Source organism: Desulfosarcina widdelii (genome assembly GCF_009688965.1).
Lineage (GTDB): Bacteria > Desulfobacterota > Desulfobacteria > Desulfobacterales > Desulfosarcinaceae > Desulfosarcina > Desulfosarcina widdelii.
Map to the genome: position 1 here is coordinate 1,954,306 of NZ_AP021875.1, position 15,342 is coordinate 1,969,647.

Below are 15,342 nucleotides of genomic sequence, written 5' to 3' on the forward strand. Positions count from 1 at the left end.
TGGAAATCTGCCGAAAAATTTTTCAAAATCCACCCATATTTCTGATTTATCAAAGCTCACCATTTTCGACCTGCAGCACAGTACCACGTCAACGCACAAAATCATACAAACCCGCGCCAACAGTGAATCAACGCACCACATCTGTACCCAAAAAGTGCCACAAAAAGACCATCAAATCCAGTAAATCATATTGCTGAGATAGCCTGGTCCCCCATACGAAACTATCAACAAGGGATGGGGTAAGGTGCCCGAATGGGTCTTTGTAAGCAATGCTGGGAATCCATTGGATATAAATAGCTGGAGAAGGCGGGTCTTTTACAAGGCCATTGAAAAGGCAGAACTCAGAAAGATTAGGGTGCATGATATCAGGCATACCTATGCGAGCTTGCTGATTCAGGCAGGTGAATCATTGGCGTATGTTCGGGATCAGCTCGGACACCATAGCATCAGCGTCACCGTTGACATCTATGGGCATCTTACACCAGGAGGGAATAAAGCAGCAGTTGACCGCCTTGATGATTCAACTCCGGAGCAACCATCCGCAACCTATGCGCAACCAACGAAAAAAGGGGCAACCAGTAAATGGCTAACCCCTTGATTTTATGGCGCGCCCGGCAGGATTCGAACCTGCGACCTACGGATTCGAAGTCCGGCGCTCTATCCAGCTGAGCTACGGGCGCGAATGGCCTTTTAAGGCAACGTAGGGTTACTTCTTTATACCATCCCAATGCGGGGCACAACCCCTTTTAGGGATTTCAATGAACGCCAGACATCGAACGTCCAACTACGAACAAGGCATGCTGTCGTTTTTGACCATTTTGAATCTTCGAGAAAAAAAGGCCCGGAACCATCGAACGGTTCCGGGCCTCGTTTGTCAGGATTCAACCCAAACCAGGCTTGGGTTTAACTGCCTTTATTTGGCTGCCGCGCGGGCTGCTGCCAGCCAGCCATCCCAGGTGGCTTGGTTTTTGGAAATCCACTCAGCCACGTGGCGCTCGATGTCCTTCTGGGACTTTTCACCCTCGTTCATGCGGGTGTTCTGCTCGTTGATGTCGATCAGCGGCAGGGTCAGTACTTCAAAAAATTTCTTCGCCGCCGGATTCTTGGCGATGAACTTCTTGTTGGCGACAATTCGGATGTCGGAGACGACGAACCCGAGTTTGATCGGATCGGTTACGGCCCCTTCCACGCCGGAAACGGTCATTCTCTCGACGGCGGCCTTCTGGGAGTCCTTGGGGATAATCTCGGGAACGTTGATCCACATGACGTCCTTGCCGGGTTTCAGCTTGAAGATCGTCCAGTTGGGAGCCCAGGTGTAAAAGAAGATGGGCTCACCGCTTTTGTAGGCGCCCAGGGCAGCAGCCATGCCGGCTTCGTAAGAAGCCTTGACCGGATTGACGTACTTGTCCAAGTCATACACGGCCATGTGGTGGGCAATTACGTTTTCGCAGCCCCAGCCCGGCGGGCAGGCGGTCAGATCGGCTTTGCCGTCGCCGTTCTTGTCAAAGGCCTTCATGACTTCGGGACGTTTGAAATCGTCCAGGGATTTGATGTTGAATTTATCCACTTCCCTCTTGGACACCAGATACCCCTGCAGCCCGCCCGCTTTGACGACATATCCGTACTTGCCGGCCTTGTCGTAAAAGTTTTTCGGCAACTGGCTGTCATGGTTGGGGAACCAGCCATTGGTCCAGTAATCCACATCGCCAAGGGCCACCGATTTGTAGAAAATGGGATTCTGCAGATCTTTGGGGGCTTTGGCCTTGTAGCCGAGTTCTTCCAGTCCACGACGCACCAGGGCTTCCTGGAAGAAACCGGTATTCCAGGTGGCGCGTGCCGGCTGAACCGTTACGCCTTTGCCCGGCATGTCCGAAGCGGCCATCACCGGCGGGGCGATCACTGCCAGACTGACTGCAACACAGCAAACGAGTAAACTTTTCCACACTGCTCTCATAACTCCTCCTTGTTTACGGTTAATTTCTCTGAGCCATGGACTGCGTAATGCGGTCCAGAACAATAGCGATCAATACAATTCCCAGCCCGCCGATGACGGCGCGCCCGATATCCAGGGTGTTGAGTCCCAGAATCACCGGCGATCCCAAACCGCCGGCGCCGATCAGCGCGGCGATCACGACCATGGAAAGGGCCATCATGATGGTCTGGTTCAACCCTGCCAGGATCGTCGGCATAGCAAGTGGAATCTGCACGCGGCGCAGCACCTGCCACCGGCTGGCGCCGAAGGCCTCGGCGGCCTCCACCAGCTCGGGATGGACCTGCCGGATACCGAGACTGGTCAGCCGGATGATGGGGGGCAGGGCGAAAACGATGGTTGCCAGCACCCCGGCTACATTGCCCACGGAAAACAGCATCACGATGGGTACCAGGTAGACGAAAGCCGGCGTGGTCTGCATGGCGTCGAGCACCGGCCGGAGAGAGGCTTCGAACCGGTCGCTGCGCCCGGCCATGATGCCCAGGGGGACGCCGACGATGGCGCAGAAAACCACCGAGGAGAGCACCATGGCCAGCGTGGTCATGGTTTCGGCCCACAGCCCCAGCAGCCCGACGAACGTCAGGGTCACGGCTGAGAAAATGGCCAGGCCTTTTCCCGAAAAGCGCCATGCGGCCAGGGTAATCAATGCGATGATGATGATCGGATGAATCCAGTTGAGCCCGGCGTCGAATCCGTTCAGGGTGACTTCCACCGGCCACTTGAGGGCCTGGAAAATATCACGGTAATTGTCGACCAGCCAGTCAACGAAATGCGTTACCCAAGCATCTAAGGGAATTACTGAATCTTGAAACATAATCGGTTACCATTTTGTTTTGGTTGTGCGGTTATAATGAATCCAATCAAACCATTTTTCATGCGGTCGCGGTCTCGACCTGTTCATCGAGGCTCTCTTCGGCCCGATGAAGGGTTTTTAGAAAGCGGTTTTTGGAAACCACGCCTTTGTAGACGTTGTCGTCATCCACGACCGGCACCGGCCAGCTGTTGGACGCCACCAGCGGCAGGATGTCCTGCATGGAGTCGTTGATGTTGACCGCTTTGCCGTTTTTGATGAAGGCCTGCTCGAGGGGGCTGTCGGAGGCTCCGTTTTCCATGCATTCCTGAAGCGTTTCCGAAGAGACGATCCCCAGAAAGCGCCGGCGTGGATCCAACACATAGCCGTGATCGCGGTCGCTTCCGCTGAGCAGTTCGTGGGCGGTCCGCAGACTTCCGGTTTTGGTTACGATGATGGTGGGATGAGTGTCCCGGAGAATGTCGCCGGAAGAGATCACGTTGGTGGGGTCGACACCCCGGAAGAAGGCCCGCACGTAGTCGTCGGCGGGATTTTGAAGAATCTCTTCGGGTGCTCCCACCTGGATCACCCGCCCGCTCTCCATGATGGCGATGCGGTCTCCGATCCGCAGGGCCTCGTCGAGATCGTGGGAAATAAAGACGATGGTGCGCTTCTGCTCTTCCTGCAGCTTGAGGAGTTCGTCCTGCATTTCGGTTCGGATCAGCGGGTCCAGCGCCGAAAAGGCCTCGTCCATGAGCAGGATGTCCGGATCCACGGCCAACCCCCGGGCGAGTCCCACGCGCTGCTGCATGCCGCCGGAAAGCTGGCTGGGATACGATTCCTCCCAACCGGCCAGGCCGACCTGATCAAGGGCGTCCTTGGCCCGCGCGTATCGTTTTTCCTTCTCGATGCCGGCCAGTTCCAGACCGAAAGCCGCATTGTCGATGACCGACAGGTGAGGCATCAGGGCGAAGGACTGAAACACCATGCTCATGTTGTGGAGACGAAACTTGACCAGTTCCTTTTCGTCCATCTCGACGACATTCTTGCCGTCAACCAGCACCTTGCCCGCCGTCGGTTCGATGAGCCGGTTGAGCATCCTGACGATGGTGGATTTGCCCGAGCCGGACAGCCCCATGATCACGAAAATTTCTCCAGCTTCGATGGAAAAGCTGGCATTGTCCACGCCGACGGTCATGCCTGTTTTTTCGAGGATGGACTCCTTGTCTCCCCCTTTTTTGAGCATTTCCATGGCCTTACCGGGCTGATTGCCGAAAACTTTGTACAAATTCTCTACTACGATTTTTTCCATACGGTTCGATTCCCTCAAAAGGCGTTTGGCGCAATTTGAGCCTTTCTGTTAATTTGAGCTGACCTCTCTGTCGAACGAACTGGTTTCCAGAAATGGCGCGGCATCGATGGCCTTGGCCTCCATGAGGACCACCAGGCGCTGGAGAACGCTCAATATCAGCATCTGTTCCCACTCCTGCAGGCCGGTAAACCGCTCGACGAAAGTCTCCTGCATCAAAGGGGGTGCATTTTCGATGGTCTGCCGACCCAATTCGGTCAGACGCACCAGGCTGCGCCGCTTATCGTTCTCACTGCGCTTGCGCGTCAGCAGTTCACGTTTTTCCATCCGCTCCAGAATGCCTGTCACGGTTGCCTGGCTCAGGCTTACCGCAGTCGCGATTTCACCGGGCGTAATTTCGTTCCTGATCGCGATTTCCCGTAAAATCATGAGCTGCGGACCGGTCAGCCCGACCCGTTTGACAAGCTTCTTCGAATTCATATCAATGGCGCGGATGATTTTTCGAAGCGCGATCATCACTTTGTCGCTGATGATCGAATCGCCGGGGATGATCGCAGAAGGATCGGTCTCCATTTTATTTTGCATTCTAAATTTTTCTCGTTCAATAGAAACCGGTTCGCCCGCATAAAAATATTTTGTTCACTAAATAAAAATGTCTGGAAGCGAACCCTCTACATTCAAAGAGAACTACAACTACCATGAAAAAGAGGGTTTTTCAAGGAAATTTCCAATAAACGTGCTGAAGGGCTGCCCAGCCTATCTTTACTGATGAAAATAAAAATCGGCACCATCGCGGGAAAAATACATTTAGTATTGAAATGATTTAAAACCACCGTATCGTAGTAAAAAGGTGGGGTCTGGATGAGATACACCGGTATCGGGCAGTTGGATGGCCGGAGACGAGGGGTGCAAACCTTGCGGTGCCTCAAAAAAAATGCAAAAGCCATTGCAACCCTCGAGCTGCAATGGCTTTTGTTGTTTTGTGGGGTGAGTGATGGGACTTGAACCCACGACCCTCAGGGCCACAACCTGATGCTCTACCAACTGAGCTACACCCACCATAAGAATCACTCTGATTAACAAATCGTTTTGCCCATTTCAACCCCAATTTTGACGGCGTCGTTCGAAAAATGACTTTTTCCGCTTCTATCGAATTCAACCGCCTCGTTCATATCGACCGGACTTTGGCGGCGGCGCTGAATCGGGTCCATAGGTATTGACCCCAAAGCCCTTGTACTATAAACTTCGATGGTTTTTTGTGTGTTCATCAACCATTAAAATTTCGATCCTGACGAGGTAGTGACTTGACCCGATTTCATGTGTTCGTAATCAGGGCCATCCTGGGGGCCGGATTTGCCGTGCTTCTCTCGCGGATGTTCTACCCCGATGCCAATCTCGTTTACGTGGCCGGACTGGGCATCATTCTGGTGGGGCTGGCCTATTTCGCGGAGTATCTTAGAAACCGCAAAAAAAACTGATGCTTCCGTAAAAGGGCCGATACCTGCGCACCGCGTTCGTCCCTCGTCACGACGGAGAGCCTTACGCCTCGGGACTCGCAACCCTTCTTTTCCCGTCCGGTGTTTAGCGGGAGGCCTCAGCCCTTTTAAAAAACCATTTTAAACCGGATGCCCCTGGATCGGGTCCGGGGCAGGATTATCGAGTCCGGCACGACGCGATCAACGGATTCAGTCGCCGAAAAAAAGACTTCGCCATGAAGGAAAAAAGCTCCGGAGCAAAACCATCGTGAAACAGATTATTCTCGGTACCGCGGGACACATCGACCACGGCAAAACCAGCCTGATCAAAGCCGTTACGGGCACCAACACCGACCGCCTCAAGGAAGAGCAAAAGCGCGGCATCACCATCGAACTGGGGTTCGCCTCCCTGGACCTGCCCGGGGGTCAGCACCTGGGTATCGTGGACGTGCCCGGCCATGAAAAGTTCGTCAAAAACATGGTGGCCGGCGCCACGGGCATCGATATTGTGGCCATGGTGATCGCCGCCGACGAGGGTGTCATGCCCCAGACCCGGGAGCACATGGAGATCTGCACCCTTTTGGGGGTACGGCATGGCATGGTGGTACTGACCAAAATCGACATGGTGGACGAGGAGTGGCTGGAACTGGTCACCGAAGATATTCGCGAATTCACCATGGGAACCTTTCTGGAAGAGGCCCCTGTCGTTCCGGTCTCCTCGGCCACCGGCGAGGGCATCTCCCGCTTCATCGAGCAACTGGACGCCCTGTGCAAAAACGTGCCGGAGCACACCAGCACCGGCCTGTTCCGGCTGCCCGTCGACCGCGTCTTCTCCATGAAAGGCTTCGGCACGGTCATCACCGGAAGCCTGATTTCGGGCCGGATCGGCGTCGGGGAGAGCATCATGATCTACCCCGGCACGACAGTCTCCAAGGTCCGGGGAATCCAGGTGCACAACCAGGGCCGGGAGTTCGCCGAGGCCGGCATGCGTACGGCCATCAATTTCCAGGGCCTGGAAAAAACCGCAATCAACCGCGGGGACATCCTGGCCCGTGAAAACACGCTGGTTCCCAGTTACATGGTGGACCTGGAGATGCATTTTCTTTCCAGCAACAAAAAACCCATCAAGAACCGCACCCAAGTCCGCTTTCACACCGGAACCAGCGAAATCATGGGCAACCTGATTCTGCTGGACAGAGAGGAACTGGCTCCCGGCGAGACATGCGTGGCCCAGATCCGCCTGGACGAGCCAGTCAGCCTGGTCCGCGACGACCGCTTCGTGGCGCGCAGCTATTCGCCCGTGCGCACCATCGGCGGCGGCAAGGTGATCAACCCCATCCCCGTCAAGCACAAACGCTTCCATCAGGATGTCGTCGATGCACTGAAAAGCCTGGCCGAAGCCGATCCCGAAGGCATCATCGACCATCAGGCCCACATGGCCGGACCGGCCGGCGTGACCTTCGCCGAACTGCTGCTGATGACCAACCTGCCGGCCAAGGCCCTTGACGCCACCATCGCGAGCATGCTCAACAGCCAGACCATCGTGCTGGTGGACAAGGAAAGCCGACGCTACGTGCACCAGGAGACCTTCGACGACTTAAAGCAACTGAGCCGGACGGTGCTCGAAACCTACCATCGCGAAAACCCGCTCAAAACAGGCATCTCCAAAGAAGAGCTGAAGTCCAAGTTCCCCCACGACGCCGGCGGCAAGCTGTTTACCCTGGTGCTCAACCGGGAGATCAAGGACAACGGGATCGTGCTGGAAGATGACCGGGTCCGCCTTTCGAACCACGAGGTCTCCCTGCAGGTGGATCAGCAGGAACTCAAGCAGCAGATCCTGGATGTCTACCGGCAAAGCGGATTGACGCCGCCTTATTTCAGGGAGATCGTCAAGCAACTGGACGTGGAGCCCAAACCGGCCAAAGGAGTGCTGGAACTGCTGATCGGCGAAGGGGCCCTGGTCAAGGTAAAGGAAGATCTTTATTATGATCGACCCACACTCGAGAATTTGAAGCAGAAGCTGGTCGACCACATCGTCGCCAAGGGAGAAATCTCCACCCCGGAATTCAAGGATATGACTGGAGCTTCCCGAAAATATGTGATACCTTTAATCGAACATTTCGATGCCACCAATGTCACAATCCGGGTGGGAGACATCCGCAAACTCAGAAAAAGGCAATAAAACCGCTGCCGGCGCAGAACCGCCGGCGGCTCGACCGTTATCGGAGATCAGCCGTCATGGGAAACGAAGCCAAGGGATTCGAGTTCAGAAAGTTCGCCACACCGCGCATTATCGGAGGAATTGTCATTGCCATCGTCGTACTGTGGGCCCTGATCCTCATCTTCGGATCCTCGGATGTTCCCTCTTCCAGACAGACTGACAGTGAGCACGCTTCCCCGACCGTAGCCACCGGACACGAGGCGGAAAGCGAAGCCCCCGCTGTCCACGAAGCGGCCGCTTCCCACGAAACCGGGACGCAACCGGAATCGCAGGCCGCCGGCCACGGCGAAACCTCCGGCAAAACGGCCGCCGTTCACCAGACCACCGACAGCCAGGCGCACCAGGCCACGGCCTCCCATGACACGGCGCCGGCCGGCGAGACGAAAGTGCATTCGCAGACAACGGCCGCTGCAGAGCGCCACGAAACCGCCGCCAACAGTCACGCGGCCAGCGGCGCGGCTGCCGAGTCGCACGAAACCGCCAACGGCCATCCGGCTCCTGTCCACACGGCAACCCATAAACCCCAGCCCAAGGGCGTGGCCTTTGTCGAGGCATCCATCAAGCCGCTGCAATACGAACTGGAGGAGCGCTGGTGGGGTTGGCGGCCCAACGACATCATCAACGTCACCGACAATGTCAACAATTTCCAGATGGGCGTTCTGGAAGTGACCCGGCGCACCACCGTGGCCCTGGCAGAGCGCATCTCCCGGACGGGCACCACCGACTCCTTCGACGAGAACCTGGAGCAGGCCATGAACTGGTTCATGGTCAAAGCCACCAGCTACTGGTTTCCCTCGGCGGAGTCCAAATACCGGGAAGGACTGGAAGAGTTGGAAGCGTACCTGGAGAAACTCAAAGCAGGCAAAGCCACCTTTTACACCCGCACGGACAATTTGATTCCCCTTTTGGCCTCCTTCGAGGACCTGCTGGGAAGCTGCGACGAGAATCTGGTCAAGCGGATCAACGAGGACGGTTCGCCGGTGAGCTTCTTTGCCGCGGACGACTACTTTTTCTACACCCAGGGCGTGGCCAGCGCCATGGGTACGGTGCTTGAAGCCGTGCACCACGATTTTCTGCTGACTTTAGAGTCGCGCCACGGCACCGAACTGTTGCACCACGCCATCGTCTCCTGCCAGCAGGCTGCGGAGCTGGATCCGTGGATCATTCTGGACCGCGACCTGAGCAGCATCTTCGCCAACCACCGGGCCAACATTGCCGCACCCGTCAGCCATGCGCGGTTTTATCTGGGGCAGTTAATCAAGACGCTGTCAACCTAAACCCCGCAGAAGGGGCCTCTTGCGGCCCAGACCTTTGTTCTCGCTCTGTCGAAATCCTCAACGTAGCGCTCTACGCCTGTGGAACATCCCGTGGCTTTTGCGGGGCGGTTTCGACTATCGTTGCGACCTCCGTCTGAATCACAAGACACCCCTTCTTCCCAGACGAACGGCGTTCCACAGGTAGCTTAAAACCACTTGTTTAGCGGAGCGCCTTCAGCCTAAACCGCTACAGCCGGTCCACCTACTCCAGCATGATCTGGACCACACTCTCCATAAACCGCATGCCCCGCCGGGTCAGCCGGACCTGCTCTGCCGACGCATCGATCAGTCCCTCAGCGGCAAGTTGCGCCGCCTGTTTCCCGAAAAGATCATTAAAATCGGATTGGAAGCGTGAGGAAAAGAGTTTCGTGTCGATGCCCTCGGTCTGCCGCAGGCCCAGGTATACCGCTTCGAGGATCTGTTGCTCCCGGGTGAGTGTTTCCCGGCCCGCCTCGGGAGAAGCCCCCCGCTGCAAAGCGTCCATGTACTCGTCCAGCGTGCTGCAGTTCCACCGGCGTGTCGCCCCCGACAGGCTGTGGGCATTCGGGCCGAACCCCATGTAATCAACAAAATTCCAATACTTGCGATTGTGTCGGGAGCGCAGGTCGAGTCGCTCCGTTTTACAGACGCGGGCGTAATTGGAAATTTCATATTGTTTGTAACCGTGGGCTTCGAGGAAATCGGCCGTGGCGGAAAACAGATCGCCGGCAATGTTTTCGTCCAACGGCCGGACCCGCCCTTCCTCCACCCACCGCGCCAGAGGGGTTCCGGCTTCGATGGTCAGGGTGTAGCAGGACAGGTGTTCCGGGGCCAGTTCGACCACCTTGGCCATCTCCGCTTCCCAGGCCTTTCGGGTCTGTCCGGGAACGGCGTAGATCAGGTCCAAGCCGACATTGTCAAACCCGGCGTCCCGGGCGTGGCGATAGGTGGCGATGCCGGTATCGGCGCTGTGAATGCGTCCCAGAAAGGACAGGATATGGTCGTCTGTGGATTGCAGGCCGATATTGAGCCGATTGACGCCGGCCCGGCGAAATGCGTCCAGATCCAGCCGGCCGACGGTTCCCGGATTGACCTCCAGGGTCACCTCGGCGTCTTTAGTTACCGCAAAGCGGGCGTGGACCTCATCCAGAATCCGCTCGATCCGGCGGGCGGACAACAGCGACGGCGTTCCCCCGCCGAAGTAGACCGTATCGGCAAGGGATATCCGGTGCCGCTGCATGTCCATCTCGGTCGGCAGCGCCTTCACAAAGGCATCGATGCGGTCCAGGGCGGTGACGGAGTAAAAATCGCAGTAGGGGCATTTGGCCCGGCAGAAAGGGACGTGGATGTATATTCCGGCGGGCTGGGCGGTCATGGTTTAGAGTTTCGGGTTCAGGGTCTAGAGTTTAGCGTTTGGGGTTGTAGGCTCAGGGTTTAAGGTTCTTCAACCAGAAACGCTAAACCCTAAACCAGGCAACCGGTTCCTCAGCCGCCCCCCCGCCCCAATTCCAGCCCAAGATCCAGGGCCTTCTGGTTCATCTCCAGAAAGCCCGAAGGAATGCGCGTTTCGAGCACCTTCATGATCGACTTGGGTCGCACCAGGTCGGTCAGGCCCACCACCGCGCCCAGCATGCAGATGTTGAACACGATGGGTTTGCCGATCTTCTCCATCACGGTCTCGTACATGGGCAGTTGGTGCTGGCGGGCGTCCACCTTGAGCTGGGGCTGCACATAGCGCGGATCGGTGAGCAAAATCCCGCCGGGGCGGATGATGTCGCAAAACTTGTTGTAGGCCTCCTGGGTCAGGCACACCAGTACGTTGGGCTGGATCACCTTGGGAAAATTGATCGTACTGTCCGAGACGATCACATCCGAGCGCGTGGCTCCGCCGCGGGCCGCCGCACCGTAGGCCTGGGTCTGCACCGCCTCCAGTCCTTCGTGCAATACCGCAGCCTCGGCCAGGACGATCGCGGCCGTGATCACTCCCTGGCCGCCCGATCCCGAAAATACCATTCTACATCGTTCCATCTATTTTCCCCCCATGGCCCGCTCGATGATTTGACTGTACTCGCTGCAGTATTCCGGACGATCTTCCTGAACGAAGATGCCCCGCTCGATCAGATCCGGGTTCTCGGCCTTTTTCTTCGAACCGATGGGCGTGGTGATCTCTTTCATGCGCTTCATCATCTCCACCGCGCTGCCCAGTTTGTTCTTGCGGCCGAAGTAGGTCGGACACTGGCTCATGATCTCCACCACCGAAAAGCCCTCGTGAACGACGGCCTCGCGGATGATGTCCGCCATCTGCGTCACGTGATAGGTGGTGGTGCGGGCCACGAAGGTGGCCCCGGCCGCTTTGGCCATCTCCACCACGTCGAACCCCTGGTCGATGTTGCGGTACGGCGCCGTGGTGGCCATCATGCCCGGGCCGGTCAATGGAGAGTACTGTCCGCCGGTCATCCCGTAGATGCGGTTGTTCATCACGATGGCCGTCATGTCGATGTTGCGCCGGGCCGCGTGGATGAAGTGGTTGCCACCGATGGACAATGCGTCCCCGTCGCCCATGGGCACGATCACGTTCAGCTCCGGCTTGCTCAGCTTCACCCCCGTGGCGAAGGCCAGGGCCCGGCCGTGAATCGTGTGCAGGGTGTGAAAGTCCATGTACCCCGAGATGCGCGACGAGCAGCCGATGCCCGACACCATCACGATCTCGTTGCGGCTCATGCCCAGCTTTTCCACCGCGCGGATCAGCCCGTTGAGCACGATCCCGTGGCCGCAACCCGGACACCACAGGTGCGGAAAAAACCGCTCGCGGATATAATCCTCGACTGCCATCTATACCCCCTTGCCCTTGATCAGGCGCAGTATGTTCTTGATGTCCGTGGGCGTGATGAAGCCCCCGTCGATGCGGTTGGCCAGAAACACCCGATCGGGATGCTTCACCGTACTTTTGACCATCTGGCACACCTGGCCCATGTTCATCTCCACCACCACCGTGGTTGCGGCATCGTTGCAGTACTGCCGGATCACGTCGGCCGGAAAGGGCCACAGGGTCTGCAGTTCCAAAAGCCCGATCTTCTGTCCCCGCCGGCGCAGGCTCTCCACGATGTGCAAAGCGCTTCTGGCCGACGAACCGAAGGAGACCAGCACCGTCTCGGCGTCCTCCAGGTAAAAGGTCTTGTAGTGCGCCATGCGCTCCACGTTGTTTTCGATCTTGTCCACGATGTGGCGCAACAGCCCGTAAACGATCTTGGGATTGTCCGAGGGAAAGCCCCACATGTCGTGCACCAGTCCGGTCACGTTGTAGCGGTGCACGTCCCCGAAATCGCTCATGGGCAGCCGGCCGTCCTCCCGGGGCAGGTAGGGATGGTAGTCCACCCCCCCCTTGACCGCCGTGCGCAGCCGCTCCACCAACGGGATCTCTCCGGGCTCGGGAATCGTAAGCTTTTCGCGCATGTGACCCACCACCTCGTCGAACAAAAGAACCACCGGCGTGCGGAAGGTCTCGGCGATGTTGAAGGCCTCCACGGTCATGGCGAACACGTCCTGGTGGTTGGAGGCCGTCAGGCACACGATGCTGTGGTCCCCGTGGGTGCCCCAGCGCGCCTGCATCACGTCCCCCTGGCTCACGTGGGTGGGCACCCCCGTGGAAGGACCGCCGCGCTGCACGTTGACGATCACGCAGGGGATCTCGGCCATCACCGCGTAGCCCAAGGCTTCCTGCTTGAGGGAAAAGCCCGGTCCCGAGGTCGCCGTGAGCACCTTGTGACCGGTGAGCGACGCCCCGATGATGGCGCACATGCTGGCGATCTCGTCTTCCATCTGGATGAACTTGCCGCCCTTTTGGGGCAGTCTTGCCGACAGATGCTCGGCGATCTCCGTGGACGGGGTGATGGGATAGCCGGCGAAAAAGTCCAGCCCGGCGTACAGCGCCCCTTCCACGCAGGCCTCGTTGCCCTGGATGAATTTGATTTGTTTACCCATTAGGTACCTGCCTAAAGTTGTGTTCTTTTGATTGGATTATCGGCACCGAAAAAAGCTGAGGTCGGATATCGGAGGTCCGAGGACTGAGATCGGAAATCCGACTTTCGTCTTCTGACTTCTGTCCTCTGTCATCCGTCCTCCGTCACCACCTCGATGGCCAGATCCGGACAGCGCAGCTCGCACATCCGGCAGGCGATGCAGTCTTCCAGACGAACCGCCACCGCCTTGTCCTCCTTGTCCAGTTCCAGAACCTTCTTGGGGCAGAATTCTACACAGATGCCGCACCCCTTGCACCAGTCCCGGTTGATCCGGTGCGCCTTCAACTTTGGTTTTGCCATAACTTCCCCTATATGTTTTCTGCTTCCAGCGCGACGTGGGTAACGCCGCTTCGATTTGCCGCCCTCTTAAAAGCTGGGCCGGTCCTTGTCAAGAGATAGTGGGGATGGAATCGAATATTTCGCATTTTCTGACGAATGCTATGCAAGCGAATACCATTTTTTGCGCTCCTCCCGCAAGCTCTGCCCGGGATGTCTCCCCGGAATGCTACCGAAATCCGGGAATAGTCCGAGCCCTGTCCACGTTGGTATCATCGGTCGGCAGCGTCGATTCTTGAATGATCGGATAAAACCGCTGGTTTCAAAAACTGGAAGCGGAGTCGGTCTCCTGGGGAAATATTTTTCCGGGATTGAGGATGTTGTGGGGATCCAGCGTCCTTTTGAGCTGCCGCGATAGGGCCAGGGTGGGCGCATCGAGGTTGAGGCCGATGTACGGCTGTTTGGCCAGGCCGATGCCGTGTTCGCCGGAGATGCGCCCGCCGAGTTTCACCGTGGCCTGGAAGATGTCGTCCACCGCCCGTTCCATCTTGGGGACGTCCGCCTCGCCTCTTGTTCCGCCCATGACATTGACATGAATATTGCCGTCGCCGGCATGGCCAAAACTAACGATGGGCAGATCGTAGCGCCGGGCCGTCTTCTGGATGGAGTCGATGATTTCCGGGATCCTGGATCGTGGAACGACGATGTCCTCGTTCATCTTATAGGGGCTGATGCTGCGCAGGGCCGGGGAAACCGCCCGCCGGGCCCGCCACAACTCTTCCTGTTCGTCCTTTTCCCGGGCAAGCCGAATCTGCAGGGCGCCGTTTTCCGTGCAGACACGGCGCACCCGTTCCATGGGTCCGGCGATGCAGTCGGCATCGCCGTCCACCTCGATCAGCAAAAAGGCCTGCGCTTCTGCCGGCAGGCCGACGGGGGCATAGCGCTCCACGGCCTGCAGCGATGGAGCGTCCAGAAACTCGAGGGTGGTGGGAACGATGCCCCGGCCGATGACATCCGATACCGTGCGTGCTGCCGCGGCCATGGATCCGAAAGCGGCCGTCAGAGTCTGTTTGGCTTCGGGAAGGGGCAGCAGCCGCAGGGTGGCCAGGGTGACCACGCCCAGGGTGCCTTCCGAGCCCACGAACAGGGTGGTCAGATCGTAGCCGACGACGTCCTTGGCGCAGGCCGAACCGGTGTGGATCACCTCTCCTGAAGGAAGCACAACTTCCAGCCCGCGCACGTAATCCCGGGTCACACCGTATTTTACCGCGCGCATGCCTCCCGAATTTTCTGCAATGTTGCCGCCAATGGTGGAAAAGGTATAGCTGGCCGGGTCCGGGGGATAAAACAGCCCCTTTTTCTCCACGGCGGCCTGCAAATGCGCCGTGACCACAGCCGGCTCCACCTCGGCCACCAGGTTGTCGGTATCGATGGATCGAATCCGGTTGAAGCGGTTCATGGCCATCACCAGTCCGCCGGCCACGGGCAGCGCCCCACCTGAAAAGCCCGATCCAGCTCCTCTGGGGACCACCGGAATCCTATGGGTGTCGGCCAACCGCAGAACGTCGGCGACTTCCTGCGTCGTTCCGGGAAAAACAACGGCCTCGGGCAGATATTGGGCCCGGGTCGCATCGTAGGCATAGCAGAGGCACTCCTCCTGAGCGTCGGTAAAATGGTCGGCGCCGACGATGTCCCTCAATGCATCTTTATGGCTGCTTTTCATAGGCATGGCAGTGCTGACCATCCTTGTTGATGGGTTTGAATGTTGCAGCAAGCATGGCAAGAGTCATCGCAGCGATCAACAAAAAAGTGACGGCACCGTAAAAAGCCCGATATCCGCGTTACGCTTCATCCCTTGTCACTGCGGAGTACGTTCAGGTACGCCTCACTCCTCGGGATTCGCAAGCCTTGATATCGAACTTTTTACGATGCCGTCTGAAAACCGGCATTTTGCGAATAAGTAATAA

At 57.6% G+C, this 15,342-nt stretch carries 14 protein-coding genes and 2 tRNA genes; 4 read left to right on the forward strand and 12 right to left on the reverse strand.

The window, feature by feature from the left end; translation table 11 throughout:
* Window positions 1–244: 244 nt before the first annotated feature.
* Window positions 245–598, forward strand: a complete 354-nt coding sequence (locus GN111_RS09180) for a tyrosine-type recombinase/integrase (RefSeq protein WP_155303479.1) — start codon at window positions 245–247, stop codon at window positions 596–598.
* A gap of 5 nt (window positions 599–603) precedes the next feature.
* Here GN111_RS09180 and GN111_RS09185 read toward each other — a convergent pair.
* From GN111_RS09185 to GN111_RS09210, 6 genes are all read right to left on the reverse strand, one after another.
* A tRNA-Arg gene (locus tag GN111_RS09185) sits at window positions 604–680 on the reverse strand.
* A gap of 233 nt (window positions 681–913) precedes the next feature.
* Window positions 914–1,954 (reverse strand): glycine betaine/L-proline ABC transporter substrate-binding protein ProX, encoded by a 1,041-nt coding sequence (gene proX, locus GN111_RS09190; RefSeq protein ID WP_155303480.1) that lies wholly within the window; start codon window positions 1,952–1,954, stop codon window positions 914–916.
* Window positions 1,955–1,973: 19 nt separating this feature from the next.
* Window positions 1,974–2,804, reverse strand: a complete 831-nt coding sequence (locus GN111_RS09195) for an ABC transporter permease (protein WP_155303481.1) — start codon at window positions 2,802–2,804, stop codon at window positions 1,974–1,976.
* A gap of 58 nt (window positions 2,805–2,862) precedes the next feature.
* Window positions 2,863–4,092, reverse strand: coding sequence for a glycine betaine/L-proline ABC transporter ATP-binding protein ProV (gene proV, locus GN111_RS09200; RefSeq protein WP_155303482.1), 1,230 nt, complete (start codon window positions 4,090–4,092; stop codon window positions 2,863–2,865).
* A gap of 48 nt (window positions 4,093–4,140) precedes the next feature.
* On the reverse strand, window positions 4,141–4,674 hold the full coding sequence (locus GN111_RS09205; protein WP_155303483.1) for a MarR family winged helix-turn-helix transcriptional regulator: 534 nt from the start codon (window positions 4,672–4,674) through the stop codon (window positions 4,141–4,143).
* 398 nt (window positions 4,675–5,072) lie between these two features.
* A tRNA-His gene (locus GN111_RS09210) sits at window positions 5,073–5,148 on the reverse strand.
* Between the two features lie 245 nt (window positions 5,149–5,393).
* Between GN111_RS09210 and GN111_RS33340 the strand changes: the two genes are divergently transcribed.
* The 3 genes from GN111_RS33340 (at window position 5,394) to GN111_RS09220 (ending at window position 9,062) form a co-directional block, all read left to right on the forward strand.
* Entirely contained in the window at window positions 5,394–5,567 is a 174-nt protein-coding gene (locus tag GN111_RS33340; RefSeq protein ID WP_170302197.1) for a hypothetical protein, read from the forward strand.
* Window positions 5,568–5,832: 265 nt separating this feature from the next.
* Window positions 5,833–7,746, forward strand: a complete 1,914-nt coding sequence (selB, locus tag GN111_RS09215; protein ID WP_155303484.1) for a selenocysteine-specific translation elongation factor — start codon at window positions 5,833–5,835, stop codon at window positions 7,744–7,746.
* Window positions 7,747–7,802: 56 nt separating this feature from the next.
* Window positions 7,803–9,062: a DUF2333 family protein gene (locus GN111_RS09220; protein WP_155303485.1), complete on the forward strand. Its 1,260-nt coding sequence runs from the start codon at window positions 7,803–7,805 to the stop codon at window positions 9,060–9,062.
* 241 nt (window positions 9,063–9,303) lie between these two features.
* Here GN111_RS09220 and hemW read toward each other — a convergent pair whose 3' ends face one another.
* From hemW to GN111_RS09250, 6 genes are all read right to left on the reverse strand, one after another.
* Window positions 9,304–10,455, reverse strand: a complete 1,152-nt coding sequence (hemW, locus tag GN111_RS09225) for a radical SAM family heme chaperone HemW (protein WP_155303486.1) — start codon at window positions 10,453–10,455, stop codon at window positions 9,304–9,306.
* Between the two features lie 110 nt (window positions 10,456–10,565).
* Entirely contained in the window at window positions 10,566–11,108 is a 543-nt protein-coding gene (locus GN111_RS09230) for a 2-oxoacid:acceptor oxidoreductase family protein (RefSeq protein WP_155302721.1), read from the reverse strand.
* Window positions 11,109–11,912 carry a 2-oxoacid:ferredoxin oxidoreductase subunit beta gene (locus GN111_RS09235; protein ID WP_155302720.1) on the reverse strand — a complete coding sequence of 268 codons (804 nt, stop codon included), beginning with the start codon at window positions 11,910–11,912 and terminating at the stop codon, window positions 11,109–11,111.
* On the reverse strand, window positions 11,913–13,061 hold the full coding sequence (locus GN111_RS09240; protein ID WP_155302719.1) for a 2-oxoacid:acceptor oxidoreductase subunit alpha: 1,149 nt from the start codon (window positions 13,059–13,061) through the stop codon (window positions 11,913–11,915).
* Window positions 13,062–13,189: 128 nt separating this feature from the next.
* A complete protein-coding gene (locus GN111_RS09245) occupies window positions 13,190–13,399 on the reverse strand; it encodes a 4Fe-4S dicluster domain-containing protein (protein WP_155303487.1) in 210 nt (69 codons plus the stop codon).
* A gap of 298 nt (window positions 13,400–13,697) precedes the next feature.
* The gene (locus GN111_RS09250; RefSeq protein ID WP_231715703.1) at window positions 13,698–15,104 is read right to left on the reverse strand and encodes an FAD-binding oxidoreductase; all 1,407 of its coding nucleotides are present in this window, start codon (window positions 15,102–15,104) and stop codon (window positions 13,698–13,700) included.
* Window positions 15,105–15,342: the final 238 nt, after the last annotated feature.